The 23735-nt window shown below is 70.6% G+C and carries 23 protein-coding genes; 8 read left to right on the plus strand and 15 right to left on the minus strand.

What is annotated here, in order from left to right; genetic code table 11:
* Positions 1-60 precede the first annotated feature (60 nt).
* The gene (locus ACSQ14_RS17595; protein ID WP_436015110.1) at positions 61-672 is read right to left on the minus strand and encodes an SCO family protein; all 612 of its coding nucleotides are present in this window, start codon (positions 670-672) and stop codon (positions 61-63) included.
* Positions 673-731: 59 nt separating this feature from the next.
* Between ACSQ14_RS17595 and ACSQ14_RS17600 the strand changes: the two genes are divergently transcribed.
* The 5 genes from ACSQ14_RS17600 to ACSQ14_RS17620 all read left to right on the plus strand — a co-directional run bounded on the left by ACSQ14_RS17600 (position 732) and on the right by ACSQ14_RS17620 (position 7616).
* A complete protein-coding gene (locus tag ACSQ14_RS17600) occupies positions 732-2123 on the plus strand; it encodes an ActS/PrrB/RegB family redox-sensitive histidine kinase (protein WP_436015112.1) in 1392 nt (463 codons plus the stop codon).
* 80 nt (positions 2124-2203) lie between these two features.
* Entirely contained in the window at positions 2204-2761 is a 558-nt protein-coding gene (locus tag ACSQ14_RS17605; protein WP_436015114.1) for an ActR/PrrA/RegA family redox response regulator transcription factor, read from the plus strand.
* Complete coding sequence (locus ACSQ14_RS17610) at positions 2758-3237, plus strand: NUDIX hydrolase (protein ID WP_436015116.1); 480 nt, start codon at positions 2758-2760, stop codon at positions 3235-3237. The genes ACSQ14_RS17605 and ACSQ14_RS17610 overlap by 4 nt, the downstream gene beginning before the upstream one ends.
* Positions 3238-3495: 258 nt before the next feature.
* Positions 3496-4299, plus strand: a complete 804-nt coding sequence (locus ACSQ14_RS17615) for a transporter (protein WP_436015118.1) — start codon at positions 3496-3498, stop codon at positions 4297-4299.
* A 104-nt stretch (positions 4300-4403) separates the two neighbouring features.
* A complete protein-coding gene (locus ACSQ14_RS17620) occupies positions 4404-7616 on the plus strand; it encodes a DUF3857 domain-containing protein (RefSeq protein ID WP_436015120.1) in 3213 nt (1070 codons plus the stop codon).
* Between the two features lie 4 nt (positions 7617-7620).
* On the opposite strand, the gene mmcB is transcribed toward ACSQ14_RS17620, so the two are convergent.
* The 5 genes from mmcB to ACSQ14_RS17645 form a co-directional block, all read right to left on the minus strand.
* Positions 7621-8079 carry a DNA repair putative endonuclease MmcB gene (mmcB, locus tag ACSQ14_RS17625; protein WP_436015122.1) on the minus strand — a complete coding sequence of 153 codons (459 nt, stop codon included), beginning with the start codon at positions 8077-8079 and terminating at the stop codon, positions 7621-7623.
* Between the two features lie 62 nt (positions 8080-8141).
* Positions 8142-8666, minus strand: a complete 525-nt coding sequence (locus tag ACSQ14_RS17630) for a lipocalin family protein (RefSeq protein WP_436015124.1) — start codon at positions 8664-8666, stop codon at positions 8142-8144.
* Between the two features lie 124 nt (positions 8667-8790).
* Positions 8791-9945: an epoxide hydrolase family protein gene (locus tag ACSQ14_RS17635; protein ID WP_436015126.1), complete on the minus strand. Its 1155-nt coding sequence runs from the start codon at positions 9943-9945 to the stop codon at positions 8791-8793.
* 170 nt (positions 9946-10115) lie between these two features.
* Complete coding sequence (locus ACSQ14_RS17640) at positions 10116-10529, minus strand: metallopeptidase family protein (protein WP_436015128.1); 414 nt, start codon at positions 10527-10529, stop codon at positions 10116-10118.
* A gap of 18 nt (positions 10530-10547) precedes the next feature.
* Positions 10548-11126: a hypothetical protein gene (locus ACSQ14_RS17645; protein ID WP_436015130.1), complete on the minus strand. Its 579-nt coding sequence runs from the start codon at positions 11124-11126 to the stop codon at positions 10548-10550.
* A gap of 128 nt (positions 11127-11254) precedes the next feature.
* On the opposite strand from ACSQ14_RS17645, the gene ACSQ14_RS17650 reads away from it, so the two are divergent.
* Positions 11255-13579: an ATP-binding protein gene (locus tag ACSQ14_RS17650; protein WP_436015132.1), complete on the plus strand. Its 2325-nt coding sequence runs from the start codon at positions 11255-11257 to the stop codon at positions 13577-13579.
* Between the two features lie 277 nt (positions 13580-13856).
* On the opposite strand, the gene ACSQ14_RS17655 is transcribed toward ACSQ14_RS17650, so the two are convergent.
* From ACSQ14_RS17655 to sdhC, 6 genes are all read right to left on the minus strand, one after another.
* A complete protein-coding gene (locus ACSQ14_RS17655; protein ID WP_436015134.1) occupies positions 13857-14177 on the minus strand; it encodes a 2Fe-2S iron-sulfur cluster-binding protein in 321 nt (106 codons plus the stop codon).
* Positions 14178-14192: 15 nt separating this feature from the next.
* On the minus strand, positions 14193-15422 hold the full coding sequence (locus ACSQ14_RS17660) for an NAD(P)/FAD-dependent oxidoreductase (protein ID WP_436015136.1): 1230 nt from the start codon (positions 15420-15422) through the stop codon (positions 14193-14195).
* 223 nt (positions 15423-15645) lie between these two features.
* Positions 15646-16428 (minus strand): succinate dehydrogenase iron-sulfur subunit, encoded by a 783-nt coding sequence (locus ACSQ14_RS17665; RefSeq protein ID WP_436015138.1) that lies wholly within the window; start codon positions 16426-16428, stop codon positions 15646-15648.
* A gap of 23 nt (positions 16429-16451) precedes the next feature.
* Positions 16452-18239 carry a succinate dehydrogenase flavoprotein subunit gene (gene sdhA / locus ACSQ14_RS17670; RefSeq protein ID WP_436015140.1) on the minus strand — a complete coding sequence of 596 codons (1788 nt, stop codon included), beginning with the start codon at positions 18237-18239 and terminating at the stop codon, positions 16452-16454.
* A 3-nt stretch (positions 18240-18242) separates the two neighbouring features.
* Complete coding sequence (gene sdhD, locus ACSQ14_RS17675) at positions 18243-18635, minus strand: succinate dehydrogenase, hydrophobic membrane anchor protein (protein ID WP_436015142.1); 393 nt, start codon at positions 18633-18635, stop codon at positions 18243-18245.
* Positions 18636-18637: 2 nt separating this feature from the next.
* Positions 18638-19045 (minus strand): succinate dehydrogenase, cytochrome b556 subunit, encoded by a 408-nt coding sequence (gene sdhC, locus ACSQ14_RS17680; protein ID WP_436015144.1) that lies wholly within the window; start codon positions 19043-19045, stop codon positions 18638-18640.
* Between the two features lie 345 nt (positions 19046-19390).
* Between sdhC and ACSQ14_RS17685 the strand changes: the two genes are divergently transcribed.
* Positions 19391-20275 carry a LysR substrate-binding domain-containing protein gene (locus ACSQ14_RS17685; RefSeq protein ID WP_436015146.1) on the plus strand — a complete coding sequence of 295 codons (885 nt, stop codon included), beginning with the start codon at positions 19391-19393 and terminating at the stop codon, positions 20273-20275.
* Positions 20276-20345: 70 nt separating this feature from the next.
* On the opposite strand, the gene ACSQ14_RS17690 is transcribed toward ACSQ14_RS17685, so the two are convergent.
* Together ACSQ14_RS17690 and zapE are read right to left on the minus strand one after the other, a co-directional pair.
* Positions 20346-21458, minus strand: coding sequence for a M48 family metalloprotease (locus tag ACSQ14_RS17690; protein ID WP_436015148.1), 1113 nt, complete (start codon positions 21456-21458; stop codon positions 20346-20348).
* 129 nt (positions 21459-21587) lie between these two features.
* A complete protein-coding gene (gene zapE / locus ACSQ14_RS17695; protein WP_436015150.1) occupies positions 21588-22709 on the minus strand; it encodes a cell division protein ZapE in 1122 nt (373 codons plus the stop codon).
* An 89-nt stretch (positions 22710-22798) separates the two neighbouring features.
* Between zapE and ACSQ14_RS17700 the strand changes: the two genes are divergently transcribed.
* Entirely contained in the window at positions 22799-23023 is a 225-nt protein-coding gene (locus ACSQ14_RS17700) for a hypothetical protein (protein WP_436015152.1), read from the plus strand.
* A 15-nt stretch (positions 23024-23038) separates the two neighbouring features.
* Here ACSQ14_RS17700 and ACSQ14_RS17705 read toward each other — a convergent pair whose 3' ends face one another.
* Complete coding sequence (locus ACSQ14_RS17705) at positions 23039-23674, minus strand: hypothetical protein (RefSeq protein ID WP_436015154.1); 636 nt, start codon at positions 23672-23674, stop codon at positions 23039-23041.
* Positions 23675-23735: the final 61 nt, after the last annotated feature.

A 23735-nucleotide genomic window follows, 5' to 3' on the forward strand; every position in this document is an offset into this window, starting at 1 on the left:
GCAGCATAACACCCAAAAGGCTAAAGGGGTCCAGTCAGTTCAGCCGGGTGCGGCGCCGCATCAGCAGCTTTCGGCGCCCGGCCCCTTGGCCATCGCCGCCTTCACCTTGGCGGCGATCTGCTCCGGCGGCGTGTTGTAGGGGATGACGCACACGAACCGGCCCTTCGGGCTCATCAGATAGGTGATGGTCGAGTGGTCGACGTTGTAGGCCTCGCCCTCGCCGGCCTTCTGGAAATAGACCCGATAGGCGCGCGCGGCGGCCGCGACCTCGTCCGCCGTGCCGGTCAGGCCCAGCGAACGCTTCGGGAAGGCGTCGGTCGCCAGGTACTCGGCGACCTTCGCCGGGGTGTCGCGCGCCGGATCGACCGAAATGAACACCGTCTGGAAGTCGTCCGCCTTCGGGCCAAGCAGTTGCTCGGCCTGGCCGAGCGCGAACAGCGTCGTCGGGCAGGCGTCGGGACAATAGGTGAATCCGAAGAACACCGCGCTCCACTTGCCCTTGAGCACGCTCTGGTCGACCTTCCTTCCAGTCTGGTCGACGAGCTGGAACGGGCCGCCCACGGCGGCGGTTTCCGGTCTGGGGGCCAGAACGCCCCGTTTGACGGCCACGCCCGTCAGAACCGCGAAGGCCACGGCCAGGAGTGCGAGGATGACGAGCAGACGGCGGTTCATGAACAGGTCTCCAGCTGGCCCCGCGCCGCGACCGGCGGCCAGCGGCGCGCGCCGCTGAGATGGGGCGCACAACCGCGCAAGCGGCGCTGAAGCCTGAAGCGCTCGATAAGCTGCGGCCGGCGGCGGCGCAAGACGCGGTCGCCGCGGCGGTCCTCGACCTGCAATCGGGCTCGGTCTACCGCAGCCACCTGCGGGTGCGCACCCTGGTCAGCCTGCGCTGGCTGGTGATCATCGGCGAGGTGGTGCTGCTGCTGGTGATCGGCGTCCGCCTCGGCTTCCAGGCGAACTATCCGCTGGGCTTCGCGGTGATCGGCGCGGCCGCCTGGCTCAACCTCGCGACCGGCGTCGCCTGGCCCGGCCAGCGCGAGTTCCCGGACTGGGAGGCCGCCGGCCAGCTGGCCTTCGACGTGCTGCAGATCGGCGCGCTGGTCTTCCTGACCGGCGGCACCGCCAATCCCTTCGTGCTGCTGCTGGTGGCCCCGGTGACCCTGGCGGCCGCCACCCTGCCGTTGCGGCAGGTCGTGGCGCTCGGCGTGCTCGCCGGGCTCGTGGCGGTCTTCCTCGCCTTCGTCTCGCTGCCGCTGCCCGGCGGCCAGGCGCTGGCCACCGGCCACGGCTATCGGATCGCCGCCGCCGTCGCGGTGATCGCCGGGGGCGCGCTGATCGCCAGCTACGTGCGGCAGTCGGCGCTGGAGGCCGGGCGGATGACGCTGGCGCTGGACGTCACGGAAAAGGTGCTGGCGCGCGAAAAGCAGCTGTCGGCGCTGGGCGGCCTGGCCGCGGCGGCGGCGCACGAGCTGGGCACCCCGCTGGCCACCATCGCCATCGTCGCCAAGGAGATGCTCCGCGAGGCGCCGACCCCGCAGGTCAAGGAGGACGCCGAGCTGCTGATGGCCCAGGCGCAGCGCTGCCGCGAGATCCTGCGCCGGCTGACCGACCAGCCGGACGCCGCCACCGACGAGGTGCACGAGCGGCTGTCGCTGCGCCAGCTGGTGCAGGAGGTGATCGAGCCGCACGCCGCCGACCATCCCGACGTCCGCGTCGAGGCGATCGTCACCGGCGCAGCGGGCGCCTCGGCCCCGGACATCCGGCGGATGCCGGAGATCACCCACGCCTTCACCTCCTTCGTCGAGAACGCCGTCGACTTCGCCACCTCCGAGGTGCTGGTCAGCGCCCGGTTCGACGCCGACACGGTGTCGATGGAGGTGCGCGACGACGGCCCAGGCTTCGCGCCGGAGATCCTCGCCAAGCTGGGCGAGCCCTATGTCACCAGCCGTCCGGGGGCGGAAGGCTCGCGCACCGGCCACATCGGCATGGGCCTCGGCTTCTTCATCTCGAAGAATCTGTTGGAACGAACCGGCGCGGTCGTGACGTTTCAGAACGCCCGGCCGCGCGGCGCAGTTGTGTCGGCGCGTTGGCCTCGCCCGAAGATCGAGGTCGCGACGAGCTGAGCAGGCTTGCCGAACAGGCCCGACCTGCGACAGGATGACGCGGGCGTTGGAATAAGGGAGGCCCCCTCCGGGGTGAGCGAATGACCGACCTTTCCGCTGACATCGCCGCCCTGCCCGACAGGTCGCTGCTGGTGCTGGACGACGACGCGCCGTTGCGAACGCGTTTGGGACGCGCGCTCGAACAGCGCGGGTTCGAGACCACCCTGGTCGGCAGCGTCGCCGAGGCGCTGACCGCCGTGAAGGCGAACCCCCCGGCGTTCGCCGTGCTCGACATGCGGCTGGAGGACGGCACCGGGCTCAAGGTCGTGGAGGCGGTGCGCGACGCCCGCCCCGAGGCCAAGATCATCATGCTCACCGGCTACGGCAACATCGCCACCGCCGTGCAGGCGGTGAAGGCCGGCGCGGTCGACTACCTGTCGAAGCCGGCCGACGCCGACGACGTCGCCCGCGCGCTGCTGGCCCGGGCCGACACCTCCCCGCCGCCGCCCGAGAATCCGATGAGCGCCGACCGGGTCCGCTGGGAGCACATCCAGCGGGTCTACGAGCTGTGCAACCACAACGTCTCGGAGACCGCGCGGCGGCTGAACATGCACCGCCGGACCCTGCAGCGGATCCTGGCCAAGCGCGCCCCGCGGTGAGCGAAAGCCTGACGTCGCCGCCGGCGTTGCGGCCGCGCCCCTCGGCGCGCCTGCTGCTGGTCGATCCGCACGGCCGGATCCTGCTGTTCCGCTTCGAGTTCCGCAGCGGCCCGATGACCGGCCGCATCTTCTGGGCCACCCCGGGCGGCGCGCTGGAGCCGGGCGAGAGCTTCGAGGACGGCGCCCGACGCGAGCTGTTCGAAGAGACCGGCCTCTCCATCGACCATCCCGGCCCGCAGATCGCCGTCCGCCGGTTCGAAATGCGCGCGCCGGAGGGCGACGAGGTGATGGCCGAGGAGCGCTACTTCCTGGTCCGCGCCGATCCCTTCGCCCTGGCCGACGCCGGCTGGACCGAGCTCGAGCGCGAGATCATGACCGAGCACCGCTGGTGGACCCCGGCCGAGATCGCCGCCGCCGCGGAGAAGATCTACCCGGAAGACCTGGTCGAGATGGTCGCCGCGGCGCTGGCCACCTAGCTGCCCGCCGCAACCGGCGGCCATCCGCCACGGCTCAGGCGAACACCTGATTGCCCTTGGGCGCGCGGCGCCGGTTCCTCGGAAGCGCCGCCGGTCGCTCCGGGCCGGCCGATCACCACGCGGGAGGCGCCTCTGCGGCGCGCAACCACCAGGACCTGGCGCGCGGGCCTCGCTGCCGCCTTGGCGGCGGCGGGCGCGGGAAGTCTTGCGCGGGCGCAAAGCATCGAGCCGCGGGCCTATTCGCCGGCGCCGGTGGGGGTGAACTTCGTGATCGTCGGCTACGCCCGCAGTTGGGGCGGCGTGTCGTTCGACACCTCGCTGCCGCTCACCGACCCGAAGCTGCGCATCGACGGCCCGATCCTGGCCTATGCGCGCTCGATCGACCTGTGGGGCAAGTCCGGCAAGGTCGACGTGATCCTGCCGACCGGACGGCTTTCGGGCCGGGCGCTGTACCAGGGCGAGCCGGTGCAGCGGGAGGTCTCCGGGCTGGGCGATCCGCTGCTGCGGCTGTCGGTCAGCCTGATCGGCGCGCCGGCGCTCGACGCCGCGGAATTCCGCGCCTACCGCCCGGACCTGATCGTTGGCGCCAGCGTCCAGGTGTCGGCGCCGCTCGGCCAGTACGATTCCGACCGGCTGGTGAACCTCGGCGCCCACCGCTGGTGGGTGAAACCGGAGATCGGCGCCTCCAAGACGCTGGGCCGCTGGACCGTGGAGGGCAAGGCCGCGGTCACCTTCTACACCGTCAACCGCGACTTCTTCGGCGGCAATCGGCGCTCGCAGAGTCCGCTCTATTCGGCCCAGGGCCACCTGATCTACAGCTTCGCTGGCGGCGCCTGGGGCTCGCTCGACGCGACCTATTTCACCGGCGGCCGCACCACCCTGAACGACGTCGTCAACCGCGACCTGCAACGCAACTGGCGCGTCGGTGTGACCCTCGCCCGCCCGGTGACCCGCCGCCACTCGATCAAGCTCAACGCCAGCCGCGGCGTCTCGGCGCGGACCGGCAACGACTACGACCAGGTCGGCGTCGCCTGGCAGTACCGCTGGGGCGCGGGACTGTAGAACCACAGGCTGCGAACGCGGCGAAGCTCTACCGTAGTTCCAACCTCGGGGCAGTTGTGACACCGTCCCCGCACAAGTCCGTGGGGGGTGCGATGCGTCGGCTGATGATTTTGCTGGTCCTTGGCGTGGCGAGCGTCGCCCGCGCGGAAGACAGCGTGCCGATCGCGCCGCCGCCGGCCTGGGTCATCCCGGTCGAGCCGCCGCCGCGCTCGGCGCGGCCGGCGGGCTTCGAGGTGCGTCTGCTCGACTACCAGACGCGGCTCGATGAGACCGGCGTCCATCAGTTCGGCCATCAGATCTACCGGCTCTCGTCGCTTGCGGCGCTGCAGAACGCCGGCACTGTCGCCGTCACCTGGCAGCCGGCCTATGGCCAGGCCACAGTGAACCGACTGGTGATCCGCCGTGGCGACGAGCGAATCGACGTCCTGAAGACCGGCGCGGCGTTCAAGGTCATCCAGCGGGAGGCCGGCCTCGAAGCCCTGCAGGTGAACGGCCTGCTCACGGCGGTGCTGCAGGTCCCCGATCTGCGGATCGGCGACGAGCTGGAGTTCAGCTTCACGATCGATCGGCGCAATCCGGCCCTTGGCGAGCGGCAGGACGCGGAGGACTTCATCAGCGGCTCGACGGTCGACCGCCTGTTCGTGCGTTACAGCTGGCCGGAGGGCCGCAAGGTCAACTGGCGCGTCGGCGACCGGCTGCCGCCGGCGAAGCGGGAAGCGAAGGATGGGGCCGCCGCGATCGTCATCAGCGGCGACAACGTGAAGCCGCCGGCGATCATTCCAGGCGCGCCAATGCGCTATCTCGACGGCGGGGCCGTCGCGGTGAGCGAGTACGGCAGCTGGCGGGAGGTGGCCGAGGCGGCCGCGCCGCTCTTCGAGACGGCCGCTCAGATCACGGCCGACTCGCCGCTCCACGGCGAGATCCGCAAGATCGCGGCCGCCAGCCCGGACGCCAAGGTGCGCACCGAACTGGCGCTGCAGCTGGTGCAGACCCAGGTGCGCTACTTCGCGCGCCTGGACGGTCTGGGCGGCTATGTTCCGCAATCCGCGGACATGGTCTGGCGCACGCGAAGCGGCGACTGCAAAGGCAAGACGGTGCTGCTGCTCGCGCTGCTGCGCGGCCTGGGCGTCGAGGCGGAGCCCGCGCTGCTGTCGACCGTGCGCGGCGACGGCCTCGAAGCGGCGCTGCCCGGCGTCGTCCGGTTCAACCATGTGCTCGTCCGCGCCACGGTGCAGGGCCAGACCTACTGGCTCGATGGCTCGCGGCCGGGCGACCGCTCTCTCGAGCGGCTGGACCCGCCGCCGTTCAAATGGGCGTTGCCGCTCGGTCCGCATCAGCGCGCGCTCGAAGCCCTGCCGCCGGCGCCGCCGCAGGTCGCCCTCAACGAGTGGCGGCTCGACCTGGATGCCCGCGCCGGCCTTGGGAGACCGGCGAAAGCCCAGGGCCTGGTCGTGCTTCGCGGCGACGAGGCCATGACGTTCCGCACCGCCGCGTCGCTGCTGAGCCGCGACGAGCGCGACCAAGGGATCACCAAGCTCTGGCAGGACCGGCACGATTGGGTGACCGTCGACCACGTCACCTACGAGGACGACGAGGCCACCGGCGAAGTGCGCCTCGGCTTCACCGGCTCCGGCGTGATGGACTGGGACACCCAGGGCCCGGAGGCCGCCAACCGTTATGAGGCCAACAAGGCGAGGCTCGGCGTCGACCTGGCCCCGTCGCGCGACGCCGATGTCGCGAAGCTGGCGCCCGTGGCGGTCGGCGCGCGCTACGAGACAGTCCACCAGACCATCCTGCTGCCGGCCGGCGGCCAGGGCTTCACCCTGCAGAGCGAGCCGGTCGACGAGACCATCGGCGGCGTTCGCTACACACGCACCGCGTCGCTCCGCGGCGAGCGCTTCGACATGACCGCGACGACGCGTTCGGCGCAGGGCGAGCTCAGCTTCGCCGAGGCCCACGCCGCGGACCGCAAGACCGACGCGCTGTTCGACAAGGGCGTGTTCATCGCCCTGCCGCCGACGATGGTCGCCGGCAGGCCGGTGTCGGGCGTCACGCCGACCGACGCCGCCGCGATCCAAGCCGTCCTGAAGCTGACGCAGGACGGCAAGTTCGAGCAGGCCCTGGCTGCACTAGAGAAGCAGCAGTGGCCCGGCGACCTGAAAGCGCACGCCGCGGCGCTTCGCGGCTCTGTCCTTGCCCAGTTGGGCCGCAATCCCGACGCCATGACGGCGTTCGACGAGGCCCTAGCGCTTGATCGCACGCATCGCCTGGCGCTCGCCGGCAAGGCCACCCTGCTGCTGATGCAGAACCGTCCCGACGACGCGCTGATCCTGGCTGACCGGCTGGTTCTCGTCGCGCCCGAGGAGGGCACGGTCTACCGCCTGCGCGGCTCCGCGCGTGAACAGGTCCGCGACTACAAGGGCGCGCTGGCCGACTGGGACATCGCCATCGAGAAGCAGGTGGGCGGCGAGGCGCTCCATATCGACCGCCTCAACGTGCTCTACGCCCTGGGAGAGCGCGACAAAGCGCTCAGCGACGCCGGCGCCGTCGCCGCGCGTTTCCCGCAGAGCGCGCTCACGCACGCCGCGCACGCCAGCATGCTTGCGCGCGCCGGCCGACGCGACGAGGCGGCCAAGGCCGCGGCGCTGTCGCTGAAGTTGGAGCCCAACGCCGACGCCTACCTGATCCGCGTCCACTACGGGCTGTCAGGCGACGACCAGGCGACGCTCCAGGACCTGCTCGCAATGATCCGCTTACAGCCGACCCGGAAGATTCCGGAGGAAGACGTTGTAAGGGTGATAGCCCTTCCCGGCGCCCGCAAGCAGCTGGAAGCCGCCTACGACGACGCCAAGCCGGCAAGCCCGGCTGAAGCAGGCGCTATCGCCCTTGGCCGCAGCATCGTCGCAGCCGCCGCCGGCGAGCCGGACGGCCTGCTGGCTCGCTATGACGCCGAGGTGACGAAACAGCCGAAGGATCCCAACCCGCTGAACAACGCCTGTTGGGCGCGGGCGACGTGGGGCGTGCAGCTCGACCGCGCCCTGACGGACTGCAGCGCCGCGATCGCGCTGGATCCGAAGGCCGGCTTTCTCGACAGCCGCGGCCTGGTGCGCCTGAGGCTGGAGGCCTATGCCGACGCCATCGCCGATTACGACGCGGCGCTCAGCAAGGACGCCGACATGCCGACGAGCCTGTTCGGCCGCGGCCTGGCCAAGCTACGTACCGGAAACAAGGCGGGCGGCGACTCCGACCTCGCGGCGGCGCGCCAGCTCGACGCGCGGATTGATCGCCAGTTCGCCAACATGGGCATCCAGCCCTGAGCGCCTACTCCAGCGTCGTCGCTGGGACGCCGGCGGCGCGCATCGCGGCGAGGCGGGCGAAGGCCAGGGTCAGCGCCTTGCGGCGGGCGCCGGCGAGGGATTCGACCGGGGCTTCGCGCAGCACCGCCCCGCCGAAGCCGTCGGCGACGATCAGGCCGGGCTCGTCGGGCAGGATCTCGCGCGGGAACTCCGGCGCGACGGCGAAGGCGAAGGCGTCGCAGTAGGGGCGGTATTCCCACCACTTCTGGTCGGTGCGGAAATCCTCGACGCTCGACTTCACCTCGACGATGAAGATCTGCCCCTTCGGTCCGAGCGCCATCAGGTCGGCGCGGCGGCCGTTCGGCAGGGTCACTTCGGTGAGCGGCGCATAGCCGAGGGCGGCGAGCAGACGCGCCGCGCCGCGGGTCACCTGGACGGTGGTTTCCGGCCGTGAAGCCGTCACGACGCTGACGGAGATCTCCATGCGGGCTCAATGTTCCGCATGCGTTCTGCAGATGCAAGGCCCGCGGGCCTCGCCGGCCTGCGTCAGCTGCGCGCGGGCGACGGGAACTCCAGCCGGCCGGGGTCGAAGCCCAGCTGGCGGATCCGCGAGATCGCCTCGGCCTTGATCGGCGCCGGCAGGGTCGGCTTCTGCGACATCAGCCACAGGTACTTGCCGTCGCGGGTCGACAGGATCAGCCAGCCTTCTCCGGGGCGATGGTCGAGCACCTGGTAGTCCTGCGACACCAGCCCGCCGAAGAAGGTCATCTTGAACTTGGTGTTCGACGGGTCCGACACCCGGGCCTTGGCGCGCCACTGCGACACCGGCCCGTTGGGCGCACCCTTGTGGCAGGACTGCACGACCGAGAAGCCGTCCTTGGTGCGGGTCCATTCCGAGGCCCCGCCGGTGCAGCCGCGCTGCAGCTGGTTGGGCACCCGGGCGACCTCGTACCAGCGGCCCATCATGCTGGTCAGCTCGACCTGGCGCACGGGCTCGGAGCCGGCAGACGCCGGGACGGCGGCGAAAACGGCGCCCAGCGCCGCGACGATGACGAACAAGCGCTTCAGCATGCGCCTTCAGATACTGGTGCAATGTGACGAAAGGAACGTCGGCTCGCCCAGTGGAGGCGCTGCAAAACGACGCAACCCCAGCTTGACCTGAGCCTGGCTGACCTCGGCGCAGCCGCCGTCCGCGTCAGCGCTTGTCGCGGAAGAAGGCGCGCAGATCCTCGACCAGGGCGGCGGGCTCCTCCGCGGCGGCGAAGTGCCCGCCGGCGGCCATCGGCGTCCAGCGCTGCAGGTTGTAGTAGCGCTCCGCCCACTTGCGCGGCGGATGGGTCAGCTCCTCCGGCATCACGGCGATCGCGGTCGGCGCGCGGACCACCGGGAAGCCCTCGTGCGACGGCGTCCAGGGGTCCTTGTAGCCCTCGCGGTAGAAGCGCGCCGAGGTGTGGAAGCTCCCCGTCACCCAGTAGAGCATGGTGAGGTCGATCAGCTCGTCCTTGCTGAAGCGGCGCTCGACGTCGCCGCCGCAGTCGCTCCACCGGCGCCGCTTCTCGACCAGCCAGCCGAGCAGGCCCGCCGGCGAGTCGTTCAGCGCCACCGCCGGCGTCTGCGGCTTGGTCTTCTGCAGCGCCATGTAGCCGGTCTCGTCCGCGGCGAACGCCGCCATGCGGTAGAGGTTCGGCTTCTCCGCGTCGGTGAAGTCGGCCTTGTCGAACTTGCCGGTGGTCAGGAAGTCGAGGAACGAGGGCGTGTGGATGTGCACGCCGAGCATCCGCTCCGGATATTTGTGGCCGAGCTGGGCGGAGATGAACGAGCCCCAGTCGCCGCCCTGGGCCGCGAACCGGCCGTAGCCCAGCTGGTCCATCAGCTTGACCCACAGGTCGGCGGTCTTCCACCAGTTGATACCCGGGGTCGTCAGCGGGGTGGAGAAGCCGTAGCCCGGCAGCGAGGGGACGACGACGTCGAAGGCGTCGGCGGGATCGCCGCCGTGCGCCGCCGGATCGGTCAGCGGGCCGATCACCTGGCGATAGTCCCAGAAGGTCCACGGCCAGCCGTGCGTCAGGATCAGCGGGACCGGGTTGGGCCCCTTGCCGCGGACGTGGACGAAGTGGATCCGTAGGCCGTCGACCGTGGTGGTGAACTGCGGCAGCTGGTTCATCAGCCGCTCGCGGGCGCGCCAGTCGTAGCTCTCGCGCCAGTAGCCCACCAGACTCTTCAGGTAGGCGACGTTGACGCCGTAACCCCAGTCGTCGTTGGCGAAGTCGTCGGGCCAGCGGGTCGCCGCCAGCCGCCGGTCCAGGTCGCTCAGGACCTCGTCCGCAACGGCGATCGTGAAAGGCTCCATGGCGTTCGTCCTCCCGCCCGAGCGCTCCGGCGACCTCTTGGCGGCTCGCCGGCGCGGGCGGCCCATTGCGACCGGACAGAAGCGCTGCGGCAACCCCGAAGTTCGCGGCAGGTCGCGCGGGGTCAAGCCTTCGCGCCGTGCAGACAAGCGGGGGCTGGACCTTGCGGGCCTCAGCCGCGCTCTTCGATCGCCTCGATCTGGGCGTCGGAGAGGCCGAAGTGGTGGCCGATCTCGTGGATCAGCACATGCTCGACCAGCGCCTCCAGCGCGACGTCGCCGCGCTCGGCCCATTCGTCGAGGATCGGCCGGCGGTAGAGGAAGACCATCGACGGCTGTGGCGCCGGATCCAGCACCGAGCGGTGGCCGACGTCGACCCCGTGATAGAGGCCGGTGAGGTCGAACGGGTCCTCGATGCCGAGCGCGTCCAGCACCTCCTCGGAGGCGAAGTCCTCGACCCGGAACAGCACCTCGCCGGTCATCCGCCGGAACGCCTGCGGCAGGGCGGCGAACGCCGCCTCGGCCAGTTCGGCGAAATCGTCGAGGCTGGGGGCGAGGCCGAAATCGGCTGACTTGGCGGCCGTCATCGGCTGCAGCCCACGGCGTCACTCATCCGGCACGACGATGCTGGGGTTCTCCGGCAGCCGGGTCTCGAACAGGCCGATGTCCAGCGGCTGCTGCGGCTCGACCGGCCGTAGCGGCTGGCGGGCGATGGCGCGCAGGGTGGCGGTGTCGACGTCCTGCTTCGAGCGGCGCGCCTTGCGCGCCTGGGGGGCGTCCAGCGGGCGCTCGGCGCTGGCGATCCGCCAGTAGGAGACCGCCAGCCGCCAGGCGGTGCGCGGCGGGACAGCCGGCGGCGCGGGCCAGCGGTGGCCGTCCTGGCAGGTCGGCTGCACCGGGCCGAGCGACGCCGGTCGGCCCGCCTCGGTCACGGCCTGCTCGACCAGCTTGCACCAGCGGTCTTCGATCGCCGGGGTGAAGCCCGAGCGGTCGTCCTCCAGCCGGCCCTGGTAGGCGTCGAGCGCCGCCTCGCGAGTGGCGAAGGCCGGGCCGGCCAGCTCGGTGGTGAACACCACGGGCTCGCCGGCGGCCCTGACGGCCTCGCGCTCGCGGGTCGCCTGCGCCTTCGGCTGGCTCAGCGCCTGGTCGGCGCTCGTCGCGACGGGATAGAGGATGGCGGTCATGTTGCGGCTCATATGGCGCAAAAGCTCGCCGGGATAAACGCACCGTGCGTGCGGGCGGGGCCCAAGCCGCCTAATGTTCGAGGAGAGTGATTCGTCCGCTGGCGGGCGGCGGGCGCGGACTGGGGCCGATGAGCGCGCACGAACTGATTTTGGCGGCCGCGGCAGGCGCGGTCTCCCTGGCCATCTGCGCCGTCCTTTGGGCGCTGGCCCAGCGCGGCCGCGCCGAGGCTCGCGTCGGCGAACTGGCGCGCCGCCTCGCCGCCCTCGAACAGCACGCCGACGCCGCCCAGGCCTCCGCCGAAGCCTTCGATTCCGCCCTGCTCGCCGTCGAGGAGGGCCAGGCCAGCCTGGCGTCCGGCGAGGAGTCGCTGGCCGCCTGCGCCGCGGCGCTCGGCCTCGAGGAGGCGACGCCCCAGGCGCTGGTCAATGTGCTGATGCGCGCCGATCCGGACCACGCGCGGCGGCTGCGCGCGCTGTTCGAGCGCGGCGAGGCCTGCGCCTTCGAGGTGCAGGGCCGCGGCGGGGCAGTGTCGGTCGAAGGCCGCGCGTCCGGCGCGCTGGCCTGGCTGCGGCTCTCGGCGGTGATGGGCGAGGCCCCCGGCCTGCCGACGGCGCCGCGCTTCGCCGCCTTCCTCAACGCCCGGACCTGCCCCTCGTGGATCGCCGCCGCCGACGGCTCGCCGGTGTGGGTCAACGCCGCCTGGCTGGCGGCGGTCGACGCGGCCAGCCTCGACGAGGCGGCGGCGCGGCAGGCGTCGTTCGACCGCGGCGCTGAGGCGCTGGCCAGCGAGGCGGCCAATCTCGGCCAGCGCCGCCAGGGCGTGCGCTGGATCACCGCCGGCGGCCGCCGCCGCGCCTATCAGGTCACCGCCCAGCCGCTGGAAGGCGGCGGCGTCGGCGTCTGGACCGAGGACGTGACCGAGCTGGAGGAGTTGCGCGAGGTCCTCAAGCGCAACGTCGAGGCGCACGACGAGACGCTGAACCACATCGCCGAGGCGGTGGCGGTGTTCAGCCAGGCCAAGCGGCTGATCTTCCACAACACCGCCTTCGCCGAGCTCTGGGGCCTGGAGCCGGCCTGGCTCGCCGACCAACCGAGCCACGGCGAGGTGCTCGACCGGCTGCGCCAGCGCCGCCGGCTGCCGGAGACCGCCGACTACGGCAAGTGGAAGGCCGCCGAGCTCGACCGCTACGAACAGCTCGCCGCCGGTCCGGACGACCTGTGGAGCGTGGCCGACGGCCGCACGCTGAAGGTGGTGCGCCAGCCGCACCCGCTGGGCGGCCTGCTGCTGCTGTTCTCCGACATCACCGGCGAGCTGAAGCTCAAGGCGCAGTACAATGCCCTGATCCAGGTGCAGCAGGCGACGCTGGACAAGCTCTCGGACGCCGTCGCGGTGTTCGGCTCCGACGGGCGCCTGCGGCTGCACAACGAGGCCTTCGCCCGCTTCTGGCAGATCGCCCCGCAGCAGTTGGAGACCGCCGGCGACTTCGAAGGCGTGGTCGAGCTGTGCGTGCCAAAGCTGCACGACATGGGCTTCTGGCGCGAGCTGAAGGGCCGGGTCGCCGATCCCGACCCGAGCGCCCGCGCACCGATGTCCGGCGAGGTGAAGACCTCGGATTCGCGGATCGTCGCCTATCAGTCGCGGCCGCTGCCGGACGGGGCGACCTTGATCGCCTTCACCGACGTCACCGACGCACGCAAGCTGGAGAGCGCGCTGGCGGCGCGCGAGGCGGCGCTGGCCGAGACCGAGCGGCTGAAGCGCGACTTCGTCGGCAACGTCTCCTATGAGCTGCGCACCCCGCTCACCACCATCATCGGCTACTCGGAGCTGCTCGAGCGCTCCGGCGAGGGCCTGTCCGACCGCGGCCGCAGCCACGCCGCGTCGGTGAAGTCCGCCGCCACCCAGCTCGCCCGCTCGATCGACGACGTGCTCGACATGGCGCAGATCGACGCCGACGAGATGGCGCTGGACCTGGAGGACGTGCGCGTCGCCGACCTGCTGCTGACGATCGCCACCCGCTGGCAGCCGGAGGCCGAGAGCATGCGGATCTCGCTGGTGGTCGAGCGCCCCGACGACGTCGGCGTGATCCGCGGCGACACCCGAAGGCTCGGCCAGATCCTCAACCACCTGCTGGAGAACGCGCTCGGCCAGACGCCGCCCGGCGGCACCATCACCATCGCCGCGCGCCGCGCGCTCGGCGAGATCCAGCTGCAGGTGACCGACACCGGCCGCGGCATCCCGTTCCACGTCCAGGCGCACATCTTCGACCGCTTCGTCGGCCGCGAGCGCGGCGGGCCGGGCCTGGGGCTGGCGCTGGTCAAGGCGCTGACCGAGCTGCATGGCGGCTGGGTGGCGCTGGAGAGCGAACCGGGCGCCGGCGCGACCTTCACCTGCCACCTGCCGGAAGAGGCCCAGGCGACCGCCGCGCAGCCGGAGCTGGGGTTCGCGCGGTAGCGGGCTCGAGCCTCCCGCCCCTTCTCCCAACTGGCATCCCGGAAGCCGCGCAGCGGCTGTCCGGGATCCAAGAACGCCGATTGGGGGCGGTGCTCGCAACGCCGCCGCTTCGTTCGGCGACGCCGTGTTCTTGGGTCCCGGTCTTTCGCTGCGCGAAAACCGGGATGACAATTGAAGAGGGCTGAACGCAAAAAAGGGCCGAGGCCGCTGGGCGCGGCCATCGACCCCTTTGGTCAGCTATGCGGGAGCGCGCCGCCGGGGCGGCGCGCAGCGCGCCTTAGTGCTGGCTTTCCGGCAGGCGGACGACCAGGCCGTCCAGCTCTTCGGTGATCTTGATCTGGCAGGACAGGCGGCTGTTGTCCTGAACGTTCTCGGCGAAGTCGAGCATGGACTCTTCCATCGCCGACTTGTCGCCGACCTTGCCGACCCAGGCCTCGTCGACGAAGACGTGGCAGGTGGCGCAGGCGCAAGCGCCGCCGCAGTCCGCGTCGATGCCGCGGACGTTGTTCTTCACCGCGCCTTCCATGACGGTCAGGCCGGGCTTCACGTCGACGACGCTCTCGGACCCGTCGAACTGGATGTAGGTGATCTTCGCCATCTGCTCTTCTTCTCTTTAGGCCGTGACTTCTTTCATGGAGACGGCCGGGTCCGCAAGCTTCGCCTTATTGACGGCTTTGCGGTTGCCGATCAGTTGCCGCCCCATCATGAACTCGGGCGGCGCGTTGATCGCCTCTACCGACTGCACCTGATCGCCGTTCAAATGGAAGACGGCGAACTTGCCGCTCGCCGGGTCGCCGCGCACGACGATCTCGTCGACGTCGAAGGCGTAACCGGCGATCTGCAGCTTCAGATCATATTGGTCGGACCATTGCCACGGGACCTCGCCCGTCGGCGCCGGCCGGCCGGTGATCGCGCAGGCGGCCTGCTTGGCCTGCTCCAGTGCGTTGGGCACGCTTTCCATGCGGAACATGCGGCCGTAGATCGGCATCGGCCGGTGGGCGACGTCGCCGATCGCGAAGACGTGCGGATCGGACGTCCGAGCCTCGAGGTCGACGACCACGCCGCGGGCGGTCTCCAGACCGCTTTCCGACGCCAGTTCATCGTTCGGGTGCGCGCCGACGCCGACCACGGCGGCGTCGCAGGCGATCACCCGGCCGTCGGCCAGCTTCACGCCGGTGATCTTGCCGCCTTCGCCCTCGAAGCCGGTGACGCTGGCGCCCAGTTCGAAGGTCACGCCGTGCTTGGCGTGGTAGCTGCGGAAGAATTCCGAGAGCACCTCGTTGGCGACGCGGGCCAGCAGCCGGCTCTCGCGCTCCAGCACCACGACCTCGGCGCCCAGCGCCCGGCCGGAGGCCGCGACCTCAAGGCCGATGTAGCCGCCGCCGACCACCGCCAGCCGCTTGCCCGGGCCGACCGTGGTCTTCAGCGCCTCGGCGTCGGCCGCGGTGCGCAGGAACATCACGCCTTGCAGGTCGGCGCCGGGGATCGGCAGCGCGATCGCCCGCGCGCCGGTCGCCAGCACCAGGAAGTCGTAGGTCAGCTCGGAGCCGTCGGAGAGCTTCACCTTGCGCGCTGCGCGCTCGAGCTTCACCGCCTTCACGTTCGGGCGGAAGTCGATGTTCTCGTCGGCGTAGAACTCCAGCGGCTTCAGCGCCAGGGAGTCGGCGTCGGCCTCGCCCTTCAGCCAGGCCTTCGACAGCGGCGGCCGCTGGTAGGGCGGGATCGGCTCGTCGCCGATCATGCTGATCGGCCCGGTATGGCCGTACTGCCGCAGCAGCGCCGCCAGCGTACCGCCGGCGTGGCCCGCCCCGATGATCACGACATGCGCGTTGAGATCGCTCATAAGCCCCCGATGCCGAAAACTCGAACGCCGGTCAACGTGGCGCCGGCGCACCCCCAGCGGCGATGGCCATCCATCGCGCTGACGATCCCCCGGAGCCATTCCGGGGAATGGCTCCAAGTAAGGGATGCAGCGCATTCCGCAAAACCCGTGGGCAGTTTTACGGACCGCGCTGCGGGCGCTTTGATCTGCCTCAGATTTCCGGCGCGCGCTTGACCCTAGCGGATTAGACGACGCGCTCCACGAGCATCTTCTTCACCTCGGCGATCGCCTTGGCCGGATTCAGGCCCTTCGGGCAGACCTGGGCGCAGTTCATGATCGTGTGGCAGCGGTAGAGCTTGAAGGGGTCTTCCAGCTCGTCCAGGCGCTCGCCGGTGGCCTCGTCGCGGCTGTCGATCAGCCAGCGGTAGGCGTGCAGCAGCGCCGCAGGTCCGAGATACTTTTCCTGATTCCACCAGTAGCTCGGGCACGAGGTCGAGCAGCAGGCGCAGAGGATGCACTCGTAGAGGCCGTCGAGCTTGGCGCGGTCCTCCGGCGACTGGATCCACTCCTTCTGCGGCTCCGGCGTCTCGGTGTGCAGCCAGGGCTCGATCGAGGCGTACTGGGCGTAGAACAGCGTCAGGTCGGGGACCAGGTCCTTGACCACCGGCATGTGCGGCAGCGGGCTGATCGACGCCTGCCGGCCGGCCACTTCGTCCCAGCCTTGGGTACAGGCCAACGTGTTGCGGCCGCCGATGTTCATCGCGCAGGAGCCGCACACCCCTTCCCGGCACGACCGGCGGAACGCCAGCGTCGGGTCCATGGTGTTCTTGATGTGGATCAGGACGTCCAGGACCATCGGGCCGCAGGCGTCGACATCCACGTCGTAGGTGTCCCAACGCGGGTTGCCGGCGTCTTCCGGGTCATACCGGTAGACGCGGAAGGTCTTGGTCTTGGTCGCGCCCGCGGGAGCCGGGTAGTGCTTACCCTTCTTGACGCGGGAGTTCTCGGGAAGCCGGAGCTGAACCATGAGTGTGCGTTCCTAAGCGTGGCTCAGTACACCCGCGCCTTGGGCGGGATGTAGGCGATGTCGTTGGTCATGGTGAAGTTGTGCACCGGCCGGTAGTCGATCTTCACCTTGCCGGAGGCGTCGTCGAACCAAGCCAGAGTGTGCTTCATCCACTGATCGTCGTTGCGGTCCGAGAAGTCCTCGCGGGCGTGCGCCCCACGGCTCTCGGTGCGGTTGGCCGCGCCGTTCACCGTGACGACCGCCTGACCGATCAGGTTGTCGAACTCGAGGGTCTCCATCAGGTCGGTGTTCCAGATCAGCCCGCGGTCAGTGACCTTGAGATCGGCGCGCTTGTCCTGGACCGCCTGCAGGCGGCTCACGCCGGACGCCAGCGCCGGACCGTCGCGGAACACCGCGGCGTCTTCCTGCATGGCGCGCTGCATCTCGAGCCGCAGCGAGGCGGTCGAGGTCGAGCCGTTGGCGTTGCGCAGCTTGTCCAGGCGGGCCAGGTGGCCGTCGGTCATGTGCGGCTTCAGTTCGGGCTGCGTCGCGCCGGCCTTGATGGTCTCGGCGCAGCGCAGCGCGGCCGAGCGGCCGAACACCACGAGGTCGATCAGGCTGTTGGAGCCCAGGCGGTTGGCGCCGTGCACCGAGACGCAGGCGGCTTCGCCCACGGCCATCAGGCCCGGGACCACCTTGTCGGGGTTCTCGCCCTCGCGGGTGACGACCTCCGAGTAGAAGTTCGTCGGGATGCCGCCCATGTTGTAGTGCACGGTCGGCAGCACCGGGATCGGCTCCTTGGTCACGTCGACGCCGGCGAAGATCTTGGCGCTTTCCGAGATGCCCGGCAGGCGCTCGTGCAGGATCTTCGGATCCAGGTGGTCGAGGTGCAGGAAGATGTGGTCCTTGTTCGGACCCACGCCGCGGCCTTCACGGATCTCGATGGTCATCGCGCGACTGACCATGTCGCGCGGCGCCAGATCCTTCACCGACGGCGCATAGCGCTCCATGAAGCGCTCGCCCTCGGAGTTGGTCAGGTAGCCGCCTTCGCCGCGGGCCCCTTCGGTGATCAGGCAGCCCGAGCCGTAGATGCCGGTCGGGTGGAACTGCACGAACTCCATGTCCTGCAGCGGCAGGCCGGCGCGCAGCACCATGGCGTTGCCGTCGCCGGTGCAGGTGTGGGCGCTGGTGCAGGAGAAGTAGGCCCGGCCGTAGCCGCCGGTGGCGAGGATCACCTGCTGGGCCTGGAAGCGGTGCAGGGTGCCGTCGTCGAGCTTCCACGCGGTGACGCCGCGGCAGACGCCTTCGTCCATGATCAGGTCGAGCGCGAAGTACTCGATGAAGAACTCGGTGTCGTTCGCCAGGCTCTGCCCGTACATGGTGTGCAGCATGGCGTGGCCGGTCCGGTCCGCCGCCGCGCAGGTGCGCTGGATCGGGGCCTCGCCGTAGTTGCGGGTCATGCCGCCGAACGCGCGCTGGTAGATCTTGCCCTCGGCCGTGCGCGAGAACGGCACGCCCCAGTGCTCGAGCTCGTAGACCGCCGCCGGCGCGTTGCGGCAGAGGTATTCGATGGCGTCCTGGTCGCCCAGCCAGTCCGACCCCTTGACGGTGTCGTACATGTGCCAGCGCCAGTCGTCCTGGCTCATGTTGCCGAGGCTGGCCGAGATGCCGCCCTGCGCCGCCACGGTGTGCGAGCGGGTCGGGAACACCTTGGAGATGCAGGCCGTCTTCAGGCCGGCCTGGGCGCAGCCCAGCGCCGCGCGCAGGCCCGAACCGCCGGCGCCGACGACGACGACGTCGAACTTATGGTCGATGAAGTTGTAATCAGCCATGGATCAGTAGGCTCCGCCGCTGAGCGCGACTTTCAGGATCGAGAAGATCGACAGCGCGGCGGCGAGGCCGCAGACGAACAGGTTGAGGATCAGCAACGCCGACTTGTTCAGGGTGACGTGGATGTAGTCCTCGATCACCACCCGCAGGCCGCTGGCCATGTGCCAGAAGCTGATCCCCAGCAGCAGCACCATCAGCACCGCGTTCAGCGGCTGGGCGATCCAGGCGACCGCGAAGTCGTAGTCGTTGGCCGCCAGGCGCAGGACGGCGAAGACGCCCCACAGGGTGAGCGGGACCAGGGCGACCGCGCCGACGCGCTCGCTGATCCAGTGGGTGACCCCGTGCTTGGCCGCGCCCAGGCCGCGGGCGCGCGACAGCGGCGTGCGATAGCTGTCCATGTTCAGAGCGCTCCCATCAGCAGGGCGATCACCCAGGTGACCACCGTGGCGACCGCGGTGAAGGCGAAAACGAAGACGCCGCTGGCGTTGGCCGACTTGATGTCGAGGCCGTGGCCGGTGTCCCACACCAGGTGCCGAATGCCGTTGGCCAGGTGGAAGAAGAACGAGACCGTCAGGCCGAACATCACCAGCAGGCCGAGCGGCGAGCCGAGCAGCCCCTGGAACGAAGCGTAGGCGTCCGGCCCGCTGGCCAGCGCGAGCGCCCAGGCGGCGGCGATCAACGCGCCGACATAGAGCGCCACGCCAGTGGCGCGGTGGGCGATCGAGGTCGCCATGGTGATATGCCAGCGCCACACTTGCAGGTGCGGCGACATCGGCCGCGCACGGGGCGCCTTGGCGGCGTCGGTCATGATTCAGAGCCCCTCGAAAATCTCTCACAGAACGACGGGCCTTGTAGGCCGCCGCCATGGGGTGTCAACGAACCCGGCGCAAGCGTAGTTGCGAACAATTCGCAATTACTTCGCCGAAGCCGAACACATCGCGCCGCAAGCCCTTGGGCGCAATGCTTCTTTGTTGTAGGGGTCCTTCGCGAAACGCGAAGGATGACCCGAGCGAAGCCTCTTAGGGCGATGGTTGCGAGGCCGTAAACGGCCCCTCGGCCAGCTTCGCTGACAGCTCCCCCGCGCCGCCAAGCGCGAGACCGAGGGGGCGTTCGGCGGATGCGATGGCCGCGGCCCCGTATCGTGGAGCGAAGGATGCGCTACGACCTGACCGACCTGCGGCTGTTCTGCGACGTGGTCGAGGCCGGCACCATCACCGGCGGGGCCGAGCGCAGCGCGCTGGCGCTGGCCGCCGCCTCGACGCGGATCCGCGGCATGGAGGAGCAGCTCGGCGCGCCGCTGCTGATCCGCTCGCGCCAGGGGGTCACCCCGACGCCGGCCGGCCGGGCGCTGCTGAAGCACGCCCGGGTGATCATCGCCCAGAGCGCCCGGATGCGCGAAGACCTCGGGGCCTACGCCGGCGGACTCTCCGGCGAGGTCCGGCTGCTGGCCAACACCAACGCCCTGACCGAATTCCTGCCCGAGGCGCTGTCCTCGTTTCTGGCGCGGCATCCGCACGTCAGCGTCGACCTGGAGGAGCGGCTGTCCGACGAGATCGTCGGGCTGATCGCCGAAGGCGTCGGCGACGTCGGCATCGTCGCCGGCACCGTCGACATGGGCGCGCTGGAGACCTTCCCGTTCCGCTCTGACCGCTTCGTGGTGGTCACCGGGCCCGATCACCCGCTGGCTGGCCGCACCACCGTCTCCTTCTCGGAGGTGTTGGCGCACGACATCGTCGGGCTGGAGCGCTCGAGCTCGCTGCAGCGCTTCCTGGCCGCCAAGGCCGCCCGCGAAGGCCGGCCGCTGCGCCTGCGGGTGCAGCTGCGCAGCTTCGACGGGGTCTGCCGGCTGGTGGAGTGCGGGGTCGGCGTCGGCGTGGTCCCGGAGACCACCGCCGCGCGCGCCGCCAAGACCATGAACCTCAGCGTCGTCACCCTGGCCGACGACTGGGCGCTGCGCGAGCTGCGGCTCTGCGTCCGCTCGGTGGAGGCGCTGGGCCTCTACGCCCGCGAACTGGTCGAGGCGTTGAAGGCGGCCTGACGCCATCCATCCATGTCATCCCGGAAGCCGCGCGGCGGCTGTCCGGGACCCATGCACACGACGCTCGGGATTATTTCGCGCCGCCCGCCTCGGCGGCGCGGGCTTCATTGACCTTCTGGTTGGGCGTAAGCGGCTCGCCCTTGGCGCGTTTGGCGCCGATCTCGTCGTCCGCCGAGGCGATCGCCAGGAAACGGTCCGGGGTGGCCGGATGGGTCGACTTGATGAAGATCGCGTTCGGCTCCTCGACCGCCATCTTCCGCCAGAAGTCCTCGACCCCGTCGGTCGGGTAGCCGGCCCTGGCCAGGTAGTACATGCCGACATAGTCGGCCTCGGCCTCGAAGGCCGCGGACGAGCGCGACGCGCCGTACTGCATGCCGGCCTTGGCGAAGGCGCCGTTGGTGTTCACTCCGCCGGCCGCGGCGGCGATGTCGATCAGCAGCCCCGGCACGCCGAGGACGGCGGCGTTCTTCTGCTTGGCCTGGATATGATGCTGGCCGTTGTGGGCGATCTCATGGGCGATCACCAGGGCGAGTTCCTCGTCGCTCGCCGCGAACCGCAGCATCGGCCGGGTGATGTGGATGTTCTTGCCGTCGGCGTAGGCGTTGAGCTCGGGCTGGTCGGCCACCGCCACCCCATAGGCGCAGGCCATCACCGGCGTGACCGCCAGCGTCTGCTCCTGGCCGGCCCGGCGCACCACGAAGGTCAGCGGCGCGGTGGAGGCGCCCTTGATCTCGTCGACCCGCTTGGAAAGCTTCCGGTCCGCCCTTTTGCCGGTCGGCGCCGCCTCCCCGTTCACGGACACCACGACGTCGCCGGGCTGCAGGCCCGCGGCCGCCGCCGGCGAGCCGGCGATCACCTGGGTGACCGTCACGCCATCGCCGATCTTGTAGGCCTCGACCGCCGCCGGCCGGACTTTCGCGTCGAAGCTGTCGGCGACGTCCCAGTCCATGCCCAGCCGCGGCGCGCGGTCGGCGCAGAGGTCCTGGTTGGCGACCATGATGCGGAAGGCGATGTCCTGCACCCGCTGCGCTTCCTTGGCGCGCGTCTTGTGCACATAGACCATCTGCCGCTTCGCCTCTTCGGCCGCGGCGTCCTTCGCCACCAGAGGCGTCGCCGTCTTCGGCTCCACCCAGGCGATCAGCCCCAGGGCGGCCATGGCGACCGCCGCCGTCTGCATCCTCATCACGCGTCCCCCCAAATATCCCACGCCCCCCGGCGTCGGACCTGAGGATAAGCACGGCCTGTTCGCTCAATGGTTAAGCTTGGCCGCCGCGGCCGCCTGAGGTTGCCGCGGCCCGGACGACGGGCATCGCTACCGCTCTTCCAGCCAGCTCGCCGAGCGCATCTCCTGCAGGCGCGAGGCGGTGCGTTCGAACTCGAAGGCGCCGTCGCCGGCGGGGTAGAGGCGGATCGGATCGGCCTCGGCCAGCACGATGGTGCGGGTCTTCGCCTCGTAGAGCGCGTCGATCAGGGTGACGAAGCGCCTCGCCTCCTCGCGGCGCGCGGGCGAAAGCTGCGGCACGTCCTCGAGGAAGACGGTGTGGAAGGCCTGGGCGATCGCCAGGTAGTCGTTCGGGCCCAGCGCCACCGAGCAGAGGCTGGCGAAACTGGCGCGCAGCAGGCCGCCCTCCGCGTGCGGCAGGGTGATCTTGCGGCCGAGCACCTCGATCTCCGCGCCGGTCTCCTCCTGGCCGCCGAGCATCTCCTTCCAGAGCGCGTCGAAGGCCCGCTCGTGGTCCCGGTCGATCGGCGAGAACCAGGTGCCGGCGGCGCGCAGCCGGTCGAGCCGGTAGTCGTGCACGCCTGCGACGCTGACCACCTCGAGCCGGCGCTTCAGCATGTCGATGAACGGCAGGAACAGCTGCCGGTTGATGCCGTCCTTGTAGAGCGCGTCCGGCACCCGGTTGGAGGTGGCGACCAGGGTCACGCCGCGGGCGAACAGCGCCTCGAACAACCGGCCCAGGATCATGGCGTCGGCGATGTCGGTGACCTGCAGCTCGTCGAAGCACAGCAGGGTCGCCTCCTTGGCGACCACGTCGGCGACCGGGGGGATCGGGTCGTCGCCCTTGTGCTGGCCGAAGCGAGCCTTGCGCGCCGCCGCGTCACCGCGGCGCCAGGCGTCGATCAGCCGGTGGATCTCGCCCATGAAGACGTGGAAGTGGACCCGGCGCTTGGCGGCGACCGGCGCGGTCTCGAAGAACAGGTCCATCAGCATGGACTTGCCGCGGCCGACCGGCCCCCAGAGGTAGACGCCGCGCTGCGACGCCGGCTGCGGTTTCTTGAACAGGGCGGCCAGTCCGCCGGCCGGCTGGGCGGCGGCGAGCTCGGCCTCCAGCCGGGCCAACGGCTTCAAACCGGCGGCCTGCGCCGGGTCGGGACGGATCTCGCCGCGCTCCAGGCGGGCGTCGTAAGCGGCTTGCAGCGCGGAGGCCATGGCGCCCCGCCTAAAGGCGGACGCGGCTTTTCGCAAGGAACGGCCCTCGCGCGGGCGGGTTGATCCCCCAACAACAGGAGGACCGACCCATGGCCGATCAAGATCGCAGCTTCGCTCCGGACATGTCGTCGACCCGCCCGCAGAGCGCGGAGCCAGACGAACGCATCGATGACCCGCAGGAGGACCTCGGGGAGGCGGTTGAAGAAGGGATGCTGCTCTCGGCCACCCGTCGTGGCGACCACGACGAACCGGACCACACCCAAGGGGCCAAGACCCGGCGCATGACCAAGGACATCATCAGCCGGCGAGGCTGACGGCCGCGCCCGCGGCTAGCCGGCCAGTTCCTTGCGCACGTACCCGTAGCTCTCGCGCTTCTCGCAGGGGCAGGCGCGCAGCTCGCCCTTGGCGTTCCACCAGATCAGCATCGGGTAGGCGAACGTCACGCCGTTGTCCTTGAGCAGCGGCCGAAGCTGGTCGACCAGCGTGCGGCCGCTCTCCACCACCGCGGTGCGCGCCATGTCGCCGTCCGCCGGCGGCAGGCCCGGGGCTGTCCAGGCCGCGGCCGGGACCGCGCCCCAGGCCTCCATCAGCCGCCAGTCGCGGGTCAGCCACAGCTGGGCGACGGTGGCCCGCTCGACCGCCGTCGACTTCGCCATGCCGTTCACGTCGCGCCGGGCGATCATGATCACCCGGGTGTCGACTCCGGCCGCCTGCAGCCCGGGAAACGCCTCGGCCTCGAACCGCAGGCAGTCCGGGCAGGTGCGGAACGAGACCATGTAGAGCGGCCCCTTTGGCAATCCGGGCGAGGCCCAGCCGGCCGCCTGCAGCAGCTGGGCGATCTCGGCCTGGTGGCGGGTGATGGTCTTCGGCCGCCAGCGCAGCTCGAAGTTCCACAGCGCCCAGCCGCCAGCGACGACCAGCGTCACGCCCAGCAGGGCCGCGCCCCACAGCCGAAATTTACGCATCGCGCAGCCCCCTCCCCGCCGAAGACCGGCGGAGGTTAGGGGCTGGCGCTTGGGGTGCAAG

Origin of the sequence: Phenylobacterium sp. LjRoot219 (assembly GCF_964252995.1) — a bacterium.
GTDB lineage: Bacteria > Pseudomonadota > Alphaproteobacteria > Caulobacterales > Caulobacteraceae > Phenylobacterium.